General features: G+C 50.4%; 6 protein-coding genes. All 6 read left to right on the top strand.

Annotated elements, in window-relative coordinates:
- The 6 genes from Mpt1_RS02125 to Mpt1_RS02150 all read left to right on the top strand — a co-directional run bounded on the left by Mpt1_RS02125 (window position 1) and on the right by Mpt1_RS02150 (window position 13,293).
- The gene (locus tag Mpt1_RS02125; protein WP_048111655.1) at window positions 1–9,702 is read left to right on the top strand and encodes a beta strand repeat-containing protein; all 9,702 of its coding nucleotides are present in this window, start codon (window positions 1–3) and stop codon (window positions 9,700–9,702) included.
- Window positions 9,703–9,757: 55 nt separating this feature from the next.
- A complete protein-coding gene (locus Mpt1_RS02130) occupies window positions 9,758–10,189 on the top strand; it encodes a hypothetical protein (protein ID WP_048111657.1) in 432 nt (143 codons plus the stop codon).
- 8 nt (window positions 10,190–10,197) lie between these two features.
- The gene (locus Mpt1_RS02135; RefSeq protein ID WP_048111659.1) at window positions 10,198–10,599 is read left to right on the top strand and encodes an IS110 family transposase; all 402 of its coding nucleotides are present in this window, start codon (window positions 10,198–10,200) and stop codon (window positions 10,597–10,599) included.
- 452 nt (window positions 10,600–11,051) lie between these two features.
- Window positions 11,052–11,588, top strand: a complete 537-nt coding sequence (locus Mpt1_RS02140) for a hypothetical protein (protein ID WP_148305801.1) — start codon at window positions 11,052–11,054, stop codon at window positions 11,586–11,588.
- 238 nt (window positions 11,589–11,826) lie between these two features.
- On the top strand, window positions 11,827–12,987 hold the full coding sequence (locus Mpt1_RS07225; protein WP_148305802.1) for an IS1634 family transposase: 1,161 nt from the start codon (window positions 11,827–11,829) through the stop codon (window positions 12,985–12,987).
- Window positions 12,988–13,038: 51 nt separating this feature from the next.
- Window positions 13,039–13,293 carry a hypothetical protein gene (locus Mpt1_RS02150; protein WP_048111663.1) on the top strand — a complete coding sequence of 85 codons (255 nt, stop codon included), beginning with the start codon at window positions 13,039–13,041 and terminating at the stop codon, window positions 13,291–13,293.
- The last annotated feature ends 389 nt before the right edge of the window (window positions 13,294–13,682 follow it).

Below are 13,682 nucleotides of genomic sequence, written 5' to 3' on the forward strand. Positions count from 1 at the left end.
ATGAAAGGATTGAACAAGCTGTTGCCAATCTTGGCAATATCGATAATGTTGCTTGCTTCAGTACCGGTCGCACTTTTTGCCGGTAACTCGAACGCAGCAGCGGGGGGGGGGGAAGAGGAACATTGGGGACTGCCGTCAACTAATTATTTAGGCAGCCAGGCCCAAACATACAGTGATCAATCAGAATTTTCCGAACTATACAAAAAGAACTTCGGCGGGGCCGGCACAGATGCATATTATTCGGTCGCCGGCACACCCGACGGCATAGTGGCCGTGGGGTATTCGGCCGCATTCGGAAGCGGTGACTGGAGCGGCACCGCCGGGAAAGGCGGCGTTGACGCAATAATTGTAAAACATGATAACTTCGGGAATGTGATATGGAAGAAGAACTTCGGCGGGGCCGGAGGCGATTATTTCCAATCGGTGGCGGTCGTTCAGGACGGGTTCGTTGCCGTGGGGTATTCGGACGAAACATCCTTCGGTAACGGGGATTGGATGGGGGTAGGGGGAAAAGGCGGTGCCGACGCGATCATCGTAAAATTCGACAACAACGGGAATGTGATATGGAAGAAGAACTTCGGAGGGAACAGCACAGATCAATATCTTTCGGTCGCTGCGGTATCCGGCGGGATAATCGCCGCTGGATACTCGAGCATATTCGGAAGCGGAGATTGGACAGGGGTCGCAAGCAAAGGCAGCAATGACGCGATCGCGGTAAAATATGACGATATCGGGAACGTGGTATGGAAGAAGAACCCCGGCGGGAACGGCGACGATCGATACAACTCCGTCGCAGCAACATCGGACGGGTTCATCGCTGTTGGATACTCATCCGCATTCGGCAACGGGGATTGGATCGGAATGGCAAGCAAAGGCACCTATGATGCGATCATCGTGAAGTGCGACAACCTTGGTAACATAGTTTGGAAGAAGAGTTTCGGAGGGACAGGTGTGGATTATTTCTATTCCGTCGCAGCAACATCAGACGGATTCGTTGCGGCAGGGATCTCCGCCGCCTTCGGGAACGGCGATTGGACAGGCTGTGAAGGAAAAGGCGGTTATTATGATGCTATTGTCGTGAAATATGACAACTTTGGGAATACGGTGTGGAAGAACAACTTCGGGGGGACGGGAACAGATTATTTCCAAGCAGTTACCGCCGTCCAGGACGGGATCATCGCCGCGGGGTATTCGAACGTTTTCGGCGACGGCGATTGGATCGGCTTTGAAGGAAAAGGCGGTATTGATGCAACGGTCGTGAAGTATGACAATTCCGGAATCATAGTATGGAATAAGAACATCGGGGGTTCCGGCACAGACATATGTTATTCGGTCGCCGCGGTGTCGGACGGAGTAGTCGCCGCAGGGTATTCTCAGACATTCGGCAACGGGGATTGGACAGGCGTCGAGGGGAAGGGCAGTATTGATGCGTTCCTTGTGAAGTACGGTACGGCTCCGGACGTCATCCCCGTAACGGACATAATCGGTGCGCCCTCGGCCGCGACCGCAGAGGTGCCGCTAATACTAACGGGAACGGTCATCCCCTCGAACGCTACCGGCCAAGCAATAACATGGACGGTGAAGAACGCAGGGACCACGGGCGCCGCAGTTGCCGGCAATAACATCCTCCTGACCACCGGTGCCGGCACCGTCGTCGTGACGGCGACGGTCGAGAACGGTCTGTCGCTTGGCACGAATTTCACAAAAGATTTCACGATCGCGGTAACGGCGGTGGCCGGAGAAGGCATCACCTATGATGAATTGTACAAAAAGAACTTCGGAGGGTCCGGAGGGGACTATTATCAGTCGGCAGCCGTTGTTACCGACGGGGTCATTGCAGTCGGGTATTCGGATGCGACATCCTTCGGTAACGGGGACTGGAGCGGCACCGTCGGTAAAGGCGGCGTAGATGCGATAATCGTAAAACATGACAACTTTGGGAATATAACATGGAAGAAGAACTTCGGAGGGTCCGGAGGCGACTATTTCAATTCCGTCGCTGCGGTATCCGACGGGTTCATCGCGGTTGGGTATTCTAACCCAGAATCATTCGGCAACGGCGACTGGACCGGTGTCACGGGGAACGGTGCCGCCGAGGCGATCATTGTTAAGTACGATAACGATGGGAACGTATTATGGAAAAAGAACTTCGGCGGGAACGGCACAGATCAGTACAATTCGGTTGCTGCGGTTCCGGATGGGTTTGTCGCAGTTGGGCATTCTATGGGTTCCGGTAACGGGGACTGGGTAGGTATGACGGGGAAAGGAGGCGACGACGCGATAGTCGTGAAGTACGACAACCTTGGGAACGTAATTTGGAAGAAGAACTTCGGAGGGTCGGGCACAGATTATTTTAATTCGGTCGCCGCTACATCTGACGGGTTCGCAGTAGCAGGATACTCGACAGCATTCGGTAGCGGAGATTGGGTCGGCATCACAGGAAAAGGCAGCTACGATGCGATCATAGTGAAGTACGACAGCAACGGGAACGTGCTGTGGAAGAATGCCCTCGGAGGATCCGGCGCAGATCAGTACAATTCGGTCGCCGCTGTACCGGATGGGTTCGTCGCTGTAGGGTATTCGGAAGCGGCGACCTTCGGCAGCGGAGACTGGATCGGCGTTCTATGTAAGGGAAGCACTGATGCGGTCATAGTGGAGTATGACAGCTTGGGGAACCCGGCATGGAAGAAGAACTTCGGAGGGTCGGGAGTCGATTACTTTTATTCGGTGGCCGCCGTCTCGGACGGGGTCGTCGCCGTTGGGTTCTCGAACGTTTTCGGCGACGCCGATCTGACCGGCATGACGGGCAAAGGTGCCTATGATGCAACGGTCGTTAAGTATGACGACCAGGGGAACATAACATGGAAGGACAGCCTCGGAGGATCCGGCCTGGATCGGTATAATTCTGTCGCTGCAGTGTCGGACGGGATCGTCGCCGCAGGTTATTCTCAAACATTCGGCAACGGGGATTGGACAGGTGTCGCAGGTAAAGGCAACATCGACGCGATCCTTGTGAAATACAACATGATCATCGCCGAAACCAATAATGTCACCTCCATCGAGGTCACAGTTCCGGCAAGGACACAATACTTCATCGGAGAAACATTCGACCTCACAGGAATGGCCTTAACAGCGTTTTACAGCAATGGAACGAGTGCCGATGTGACCGACTATACAACATCCCCAGAGAACGGATCGATATTCAGCACCGCCGGTACACGGACCGTTACCGTCACTTACACCGAGAACGGAATAACACAGACAACATCCTTTGATGTTACCATAGTACTTTGCGGAGATGTCAACGGGGACGGGAATGTCGACACATTCGATCTGGGGATTTTGACAAGCTTTGTCGCAGGATTGCCAGGTTACACAGTAGATGAAAAAGCGGCAGACGTCAACGCAGACGGAACGATCGACCAATTAGATGAATTGATATTGACACGTTTTATCGCAGGATGGCCGGGCTATTCGCTCCCTTACATGCTGCCTGTGACCTTCAGCATAACATCGGTCTCCGACGCAGGTTCGACGATATCTCCGTCGGGAAGGACGGAGGTCGTTTACGGTGCAAACCGGACCTTTACATTCTCGGCAAACGAAGGATATCGGGTGTTTTCAATTACTGTGGATGATGTGCCGTTATCTCAGGCGATGATCGACCTCGGGACATACACCTTCGCCAATGTGGTGGGGGATCACACGATATCGGTTGTTACAACTGCGTATTACACTCACACTCTCACCTTCAATGCCAACGGCGGAGACGGGGTTCCGGCAATGATGATGCTGACGGACACCTCGACCGCATCTAACATGACGATACCTTCGACAGTGCCGACAAGAGCAGATCATATATTCTTGGGATGGACCACCGCTTTCAACGGGACCGGTACCGTCTATCAGCCCGGAGAAACCGTCTCGGTCGGCGCCGCGGAGATCATTCTGTATGCAAAGTGGGCTATAATCACATACAGCCATACCATTAACTTCAACGCAAACGGCGGTAACGGGGCTCCGGCATCTATGATATTGACGGACGCCTCGGCCGTTTCGAATTTGACGATACCTTTGACCGTGCCGGCAAGATCAGGTTATGCATTCTCCGGCTGGGCAACCGCTTCCAACGGAACAGGCACGATCTATCAGCCGGATGACAGGATATCGGTCGGCACCGCGGCGATCACTTTGTACGCAAAGTGGACCATTATTACTTATACCCACACACTTAACTTCAACGCAAACGGCGGTAACGGGGCTCCGGCCTCTATTGTATCGACGGACACCTCGGCCGTTTCGAATTTGACGATACCTTTGACAATGCCGATACGGACCGATTATGCGTTCTTAGGCTGGACAGTTACCGCAGACGGGACCGGCACGATATATCAGCCGGGCAGCGTGATAGCTGTGGGATCCGATGGTGTGACGCTGTACGCTTTCTGGGCGGCAACACCCCCCTATGTAAATAACACCTACAATGGGCCGACATTAACGGGATCGAAGATATTCCCCAATCCGGACCGTATGAATGTATGGGGGGAATACATACAACAGGACACGTGGGTACTCACAACGGGACAGAAGCTCGACGGCTACATGAGTTACTATAATGTGGCCTCACACACCGCATACGGTACCCTTCCGCCGGGAGTGCGTGATGACCAGGGCCTCCCGGGTTATCAGGGGGTTCTGAACTTCACAGGTATACCCACGGCACCCGGGACGTATTTCCGTGAGTACGACATTCTGTTCACTGATGCAGCCAAAACGCCAGGATGTTACAATGTGCAGATCACTTTCATTGTGCTGGACGGCAGTATAACGCATCCCCTGTACTTCAACGCCAACGGAGGAGAGGGGGTGCCGCCGACACAGATAATCAAAGATCTGACGAAAACAACTGCGATGATCATACCTGATATTATACCGACCAGGACAGGCTACGGTTTCGCGGGGTGGACGACGATCGCGGCCGGGACGGGCACGATCTATCAACCGGGCACCAGCATTAATGTCGGGACCGCACCTATCACACTGTACGCAAAATGGATGACATACACCCACACCCTAAACTACAACGCCAACGGCGGAACGGGAGCGCCTGCTTCACAGATCATAACGGATACAACGGCGACAACATCACTGACCGTGCCGCTGACGATACCGTCAAGGACTAGTTATATGTTCCTCGGATGGGCAACGACCGCCGCGGGCACGGGCACGGTCTATCAGCCCGGTGACGCAATACCCATCGGGACCGTGGCCGTCACGCTCTATGCAAAATGGTCGGCGGCTTATACCCATACGCTCATCTACGACGACAACGGCGGAACGGGAGCGCCTGCTTCACAGATCGTAACAGATATAACATCAACGTCATCGGTCGCAATATCCGGCACAGTGCCGGCAAGGACCGGTTATGTATTCTCCGGATGGGCCACGACCGCCGCGGGATCGGGCACGAAATATATACCCGGAGATATGATATCCGTGGGAACGACAGCGGTCACTTTGTACGCATATTGGTCGGCTGCCGCGACCAGTTACACCCACACCCTCAGCTTCAACGCCATGGGTGGTACGGGAGCGCCTTCAGCGCAGACGGTAACGGACACCTATCAAACATCCAATGTCATGATACCGTCGGCCGTGCCGACAAGATCGGGTTACGCACTCTCCGGCTGGAACACGAATTCCGCCGGAACAGGAACGAATTACCTTCCCGGTGCCTCGGTCAAGGTGGGGACATCTGCGGTCATACTATATGCCGTATGGGGAACGGCATACACCCACACGCTTAACTTCAACGCCAACGGAGGAACGGGAGCGCCCGCTTCACAGATAATAACGGATGCGAACGTGACCTTGCCGATCACCATACCGTCCTCACTGCCCGCAAGAGCCGGTTATATATTCGCCGGCTGGAATACCAACTCCGCCGGAACTGGGACGAATTACCTTCCCGGAGACTCGGTCAGTGTGGTTAACGTTGCGGTAACACTGTACGCAAAGTGGACCTGGATCTATACACACACCCTCAGCTTCAACGCCAACGGAGGAACGGGTGCCCCGGCCGCACAGACGGCGCAGGACATCAACGCAACCGCCGGGATACAGATACCTTTCGTAGCACCCGCAAGGGCAGGTTATATATTCGCCGGCTGGAACACCGCCGCGGACGGGAACGGCGCGACCACCTATCAACCGGGCACCTTCGTATCCGTCGGAGCGGCAGCCGTCACGCTGTACGCTAAGTGGACAATGCCCGCTTATACACATACGATCAATTACAACATCAACGGCGGGACGGGAGGACCCGCGGCGCAATCAGTAACGACAAAGAACACATCTGAGGTTATGATAATATCCAACATAATTCCTGTCAAAGCGGGATATTACTTCAACGGCTGGGTTGTCAGCAGCGGAATGGGCCTGACATACCAACCAGGAAGTTCGATCAACGTGGGGACCTCTCCCATTACATTGAACGCCTTATGGGAATATGAACACACCCTCAGCTTCAATGCCAACGGCGGGACCGGAGCCCCGGCATCGATGACGATAGTGAACGTGAGCTCGACGGGAACGCATACAATACCTCTCACAGTTCCATCAAGAGTGGGTTACATTTTTGCCGGCTGGACCGATAATGCGGCCGGAACAGGTACGGTATATCTTCCGGGAGCATCGATAACCATCGGAACTCCCGGGCTCACGCTGTACGCAAAGTGGTCAACCACTCCTACCAATTACACCCATACGCTCAGCTTCAACGCCAACGGCGGAACCGGTGTCCCACAGACAATGACGATAACGAACACGTCGATAGTGACCGCATTCACAATACCCTCTACCGTTCCTACGAGAGACGGCTACAAATTCTATTGCTGGAACAGCGAGGCAACAGGCTGGGGCACGGACTGCCAGCCCGGCGGCTCGATCAATGTCAGCACCGCTGCGCCGGTCACGCTGTACGCTCAGTGGAGTTATATCCCCACAGTCACCCACACGCTTGAATTCGTCGCCAACGGCGGAACGGGCGCTCCTACGACGCAGACGTTGCAGGATAAAGCGGCATCATCGTTAATGGTGATACCCAAAATAATACCGACAAAAACAGGCTATGAGTTCTTCGGTTGGACCACCACGCCCAACGGTAGTATATACTACCAACCGGGCGACTCGATCTTAGTAGGAACTGCGACGGTCACAATGTACGCAAAATGGAACATAAGCGTCCTAGCAATGGATATTTATGGGGTACCAGACTCAATGATAGTAGGCACACCCTTGATTCTAAACGGAACGGTGGTCCCTTCTACCGCAACGTACAAAACCATAACGTGGTCTGTGAAGAGTGCAGGAACAACTGGAGTCGAGATCAGTGGAAATACTCTCACGGCAACTGGAAGTGGAAAGGCAGTTGTAACAGCAACAATAGCAAACGTTCAAGGTAATATTTTCATGAAAGACTTTACAATAGAGGCATTCACTCCAGTGGCTGGGGAATTTGATGGATTAATCAGAAAGAACTCCGACGCGTCCGGCGAAAATAATTATAATTCGGTTGCAGCAGTAGGTGACGGAGTAATCGCTGTAGGTTCCTCCTCCTCGTTTGGCACCGGCATATGGGTGGGTGTTTCGGGTAAAGGCGGCACTGACGCAACGATAGTGAAGTATGACAAAGATGGCAATGTGATATGGAAGAATAATTTCGGCGGTTCGGGCGACGACAGTTTCAATGAAGTCATCGTAATGTCTGACGGCAGCATCATTGCTGTTGGTTATTCCAACAAATTCGACAAAGACCTGTCCGGCATCACCGGAAAAGGCGGTAATGATGCGATCGTCGTAAAGTTTGATGGGAACGGTGTATGGAAGTGGACGAAGAACTTCGGCGGGACAGGTGACGATTATTTCGATTCGGTAACTGCGACTTCCGACGGAGGCTTAATCGCTGTAGGGTGTTCGTTCATCACGAAAGCCTTTATGGCGGACACCAATTATGCGATCATTGTAAAGTACGGATACGGCGGCAACTCCGAATGGGACGACAAATATGAGGGTAAAGGCGGCGATGATAAGTATCAATCAATCACTGACGTATCCGACGGTGTCATTGTGGCAGGATATACGGGGGCCTACAAACAAAGGCCCGGTGCGTTCACTTCTGTATACAAAGATGCGCTCGTTGTAAAGTACAGCTATGGCGGCGGTAAAGAATGGGAAAAGACATATGAGGGGTCCGTTGGAGATGCCGAATTCCATTCAGTAACGGCAATACAGGGTGGCTTAGGCTTCGTTGCCGTGGGATACACAGAGATTTCTAAACAAATCCCAGGCAATACTCTGAAGATAGTAAGAGATGCGCTCTTGGTCAGATACGATAGCAGCGGCAATATTAATTGGGAAAAGAGATATGGGGGGACTGCCGGCGACACAGAATTCCATTCTGTTGTGGCAATACCTGGTGCAGGCTTCGTTGTCGCAGGGCATACAGTGAGTTCCGAACAAAACCCCGTCGGTCTTCTAACAGTATGCAATTATGCGTTAATCGTCAGATATGATGATGTCGGCTATATCCTATGGGAGAAGAGACTGGAAGCGTCCGGCGGTAATAGGTATCTCTCGGTAGCGGAAGCGGACGGCAACTATTTCGCAGTGGGGTACACACAAGGCCATAGATTAACCCCTCCTGGTTTTACTGAATATTATAGAGATGCTGTGATTGTGAAGTATGGCATAATGGGAATTACAAACATAACCGAGGTTCCTTTAACGGCAATTGCAGGGATGGCGCTTACTTTGACAGGAACAATATCTCCAATTAATGCCACAAATAAGTCGATCACGTGGACGGTTGAGCCAATAGGAACTACTGCTACAGGAGCGACGATAGGCGGCAATACGCTTTCAACAACAGGGGCAGGCATCGTAAAAGTGAAAGCGACAGTAGCGGATGGCACCAAAAAAGGTGTCAATTACACTCAGACATTTACCATTGAAGTAAAAAATATACCTTCTGACTATAAAATTATAATACACTATCAAACGGTGGAGGATAATTTCAAATATAGCGATCTTACAGATTCTATGGTTGGGGTACTCGGTGGAAGTAATGTTGGAATCGACCTATCTCCGGCAGGTTGGTTTGTATTCGGGGCCTGGGTGGACGGAAAGGAACTGACCAAAGCAGAGATAAAAGAAGGATATTATTTGATTAAAAATGTTACAAAGAACTACAACGTGACTATAACCTACGCACCAAAAGGTGGGATAAGCGGTAAAGAGGATCTCGGAGGCACTTTAACAAATTACTATTTCAAAGAATCAGATAGGATTGGGATTTTAATTTTGACAATTGAAATGGGAGTACCATATGGGAGTGTGGTCGGACTTCTCTTTGAAGGGATTAATGCGGATGACGCAGCGGGTGTCGCTATAGATATTGCTGATAAAATAATCGATAGCGAAAAAGTTCAAGATGCTATAAAGAAAGCAGGTTATGTAATACCTCTGATAGGGCAGATATGGTTCGTTGTTGACACGGTATTGACAGTTGAATGCTTGGCTATGGCGATTTGTATGTTTACAGAGTTAAATGTTTTCCTTAATCACGATGCTTCAAAGGGGGTGATGTTGACAATCGATGACTGGGTGTTGGCGTTCAGGTATTACGGTGTACAATCACAATAAATAATCAGAAATGCAGTCCAGCGTATAAAGCAACCATTTCGCAGGCGGAAAGGTCGTGAATGACCTGGGGGCTGCTGAATACTGCGTCATGATGGAATCATCCACATACTCGTACCGGGTCTACTGGTTCTTCGAATCCATGGGAGTAGAAGCGCATGTTGTCCATACGCGGAGTCTGAAGATGATCACAGAATCCACCAAGAAGACTGACAGGAACTACGCGGAAGCGATTGGGATCATGCTGAGGCTCTGGAAGAAAGGCGGGATACCGGATATTTACATCTCCTCCATACCGACCCAGGAACAGGTGGAACTGAAAGACATATACAGGTACTGCGAGGAGCTGTTCTGCCGAATAGGGGAACTTCTCAGCGGCGAGATCGAGAGAGTACATCAGGGCCCGGTGGCCGAGAGTGTTACGCAGCAGCTGAGAATCGGAGAATCCCACAGGCTGCTGACCGAATACAAAGGGGCGGTGAGGACATAGAGTCCAGAATGCCGGGTGACTTGAATGTGGGTCTTCTGATGAGCATAACGGGGATTGGGAGATGGACAGCCGTTCAGATAACGTCCACGATTATCGATGTCGGTAGATTCAAGGATGCTGAAAAGATGTGTGCATACTTCGGGATGGTCCCAAAAGTCGGGGACTCTGGCAGGAAAGTACATTATGAGAGGATGATCAAGACCGGCGACAAGATAATGAGACCGATAATGGGAATGGTGACCCTCTCTCACATCCAGCACTGCGACTCATCGGTCACGGCATACTACCGCCGAAAAGAGAAGGAGATGGGAAAGAAGAAAGTGCTCATAACAGCGTCCAGGAAGATGCTGGCAGTGATATTCGCCGTACTCAGGGACCAATCAGTTCAAGGCATGAGCCTCCTCTCGTGAGGGCCGTATTCGGCCCCATCCCCGCACGCTGTCATGAGAGAATAAGGGCCGAAGACATGCCCCGTTTCCTTTGCGGAATCTGTCGCCTAAGGAAACTGAGATGTTCCGAACAGGACAGTGTGTCGAAAGGTGGAAATTCACCAGCGTAAGCTATAAACAACAATACTTACAAAGCGGAGAACACCGTCCCCCTACAATCAAATTTTGTATTTTACGGGATTGAATTCTTATGCTTAACTACTATTGTAAGGTTGCGTTACGTTAATTTGTATTTATATCTTTCTAGTTTTTTGTCTATATTGCATTAAAAAGTGTGTAATAGTACAACTTCGACAGAGCAAAAAAAAAATAACTGTCTGGGTCTTTAGAAAAAGATTTTCCTCACACAAGGTTATTTATATTATCTAAGTGGAATCCAGTAGCTGAGGTTAAACCTCAAAGGAGGAAAAAAGATGGTAGAATGCCAAAAATGTTTGGACCCGACATCATTGGGTCTCTTTTTGGTCGCAGTAGTTTCATTTGCACTAGCGTTCTGGCAACTGGTCGGACAAGATGGTGCATATGGTCTTCCCTCTGGAGTATTTTTCCAGTTGATCGGACTGTTTGCAATTGCTGTGGCCTATTTTGCATATAAAGCAGAAGCCAATTTCGGATTCGTGGTCTTTGGACTTGTCGGTGCAGCAGTTGCATTGACTGGATTTGGAATGGGTGCATTTGAGAATATTGCATTTGCGATTACGTTTGCAATTGCGATAGTATGGTCAATATTCGTAAAGACTCCGAAGTTCCTGAGCCTGATACTGGTCACGACAACTCTGATATTCCTGTTTGTTGGAATAGCATTGTATATTGACCCCAACGGGGCGAACTTTATTGGAGCGAACACTGACTATTGGCACTGGCTGATTGGGTTGGCAGCACTGTTCAACTTCATCTTCAGTGTATATCTTGCATTTGCGATCGCAACAGAGAAGGCTCCGGCCGTCTAAGCGAGGATTGCAAATAAACCCTTTCGAAAACACCTTTAATTTTACTATTTCTTTGTACTTTGTCGGATAATTCAATTTGAGTGTTTTCGGGCGGTTTGCAATGACGTTATGTACCGATTCAGTCATGTTGTCGTATTTGGTTGGTGTTAAACCTGAGTTCGACACCTGATTCTTTTTAAGGCTGTATCAGAAGCGATGCTGGCGCAAGGTAGAAGTGTCCCGGACCGGATGTTTGTTCATGACCACAAAACCTCTTCTGCCCGGGACGTGTTCCATAGAGCCGAATGATAATAAATCCCTGCCTATCGGGACGATAACGGCAGTGAGAGAGTTCCTTGGTAAATTGGGATTGGACGAATACTTCGACGGGATCAAGAGCGGAGGATCGCCGTTATCTCCGCTGGTGTCTGCTCTTATCTCTTATCGACTGACAGAGAATTTCTCGATACAGGGTTGCGGAAGATGGCTGTCTTCGCAGGAAGTGAGAAAGGAGCTCGGGATAAGGGCGGAAGTAAGCGGCAGGATGCTCAACCGAGCGGTGGAGAGAGTGGGAGAGAACATGGAGAATGCGCTGGTACGCCTTCGGGATTCGCTGTTCTCGCTGTACGATCTTGAGCATACGGATGTGAACGCCGATACCACATCCGTCGCGTTGTATTCGAAGCGGACCGATATATTCGAATTCGGTTATTCGAGAGATAAACGTCCCGATCTCAGGCAGGTGAACATCGGCGTTGCCGAGCTGAGGGATCCGATCAACATACCTTTCCATTTGACGGTGGAGAAAGGCAACACCGCCGATCCGGTCACGTTCCTGAGACTTGTGGATGACATAATGAACGAACTCAGGGACGGTTCGATGTTCGTGTTCGATGCCGGAGGCGACTCCAAGAACATCACCGATGCGATAGCGGGGAAGGGCATGAGGTATATCACGCGAAAGAAGCTCGACACGTCAGATGACGAATGGATATCGAAGTTCCGGAAGGAGAACGTCTGTTACAAGGATGATGACGGCGCAGTGTACAGTCAGACCAGAACCTTCGAGTCCTCCGGAAGAACTACGTACCTGTTCTTCTCGGAGAAGCTGTACAAAGATAAAATGAACATATTGGACGGCATGGCGCAGAGGTGCGTGGAAGATGCCAAGGACGTCATCAAGAGAAAGAAGGACGGAACGTTGAGGATATCGAGGACGGTGATCAAACGTCTCCGGAACCCTCTGATATCGCTGAACGTGGGGATCCAAAGCAAACCCCTCGGTTCCGACGAAGATAGTTTTCATTATGTGCGGGAGCATCTGAGCAACGGCAGAGAGGGATTTTTTAAGCTCGAATGCAGCGAGAAAATGACATCTGCCGATGTTTTGAAGATATACCGCAGAAGAGATTCCGTCTAGAAACTAATAGAGTCCCTGAAGAACCAAATCGATATCAGACCGCTGAGGGTATTGTCCGAGAACTCCGTCAAAGGCATCCTTTTCATAGGTTTCCCGGCTCAGGCGATCGTTTCCATGATAAGGTACGAAGTACCCGAATTGAGGACGAGATCGACGAAATTCATCATCGCGTCCCTTCAAAATTTGACAGTAACGTACATCTATGACAAAAAGAACATCCTCAGGCGCATATTCTCCAACTTCGAACCGATCAACTCGCTCATTCTTAGGGAAATACTGATCAAAACCGACGGTTCCGGGGGCTGAAAGCCCATCGGAACCCTTCTTCGGACAGTGCAAAAGCACCCGTCTGCGGCCTTTGTCTCAGCGTAAGCTCAACTGCCAAATTTCCTAGAAAACAAGATCATCTGTCGAGGTCAGGGTGTAAATGTAAATATATCATTTCAGAGATATGACGTTCAGATCCCATGAGAGAAGAGAAAAAGATCAAGATGATGGCATGGTTCATGGTAGGAATAATGGTTCTTGTTGTGGTAGTAGTAGCAGCGCTATGGCTCGCACAGAACCTATTTAAATAATTAAGCTAATTGCTTAATTACATTAATTTATTATGCTTTACCATATTCAATAATTACATTGTGTGTTAATGCTTTATTAGTTAATGTAATAGCTTAATAACATTAACTATTATTGAG

This window comes from Candidatus Methanoplasma termitum (genome assembly GCF_000800805.1).
GTDB lineage: Archaea > Thermoplasmatota > Thermoplasmata > Methanomassiliicoccales > Methanomethylophilaceae > Methanoplasma > Methanoplasma termitum.

Coding starts and splice junctions, on each gene's coding strand:
- Mpt1_RS02125 (WP_048111655.1), top strand. CDS start 1: ATGAAAGGATTGAACAAGCTGTTGCCAATCTTGGCAATATCGATAATG.
- Mpt1_RS02135 (WP_048111659.1), top strand. CDS start 10,198: ATGCCGGGTGACTTGAATGTGGGTCTTCTGATGAGCATAACGGGGATT.
- Mpt1_RS02140 (WP_148305801.1), top strand. CDS start 11,052: ATGGTAGAATGCCAAAAATGTTTGGACCCGACATCATTGGGTCTCTTT.
- Mpt1_RS07225 (WP_148305802.1), top strand. CDS start 11,827: ATGACCACAAAACCTCTTCTGCCCGGGACGTGTTCCATAGAGCCGAAT.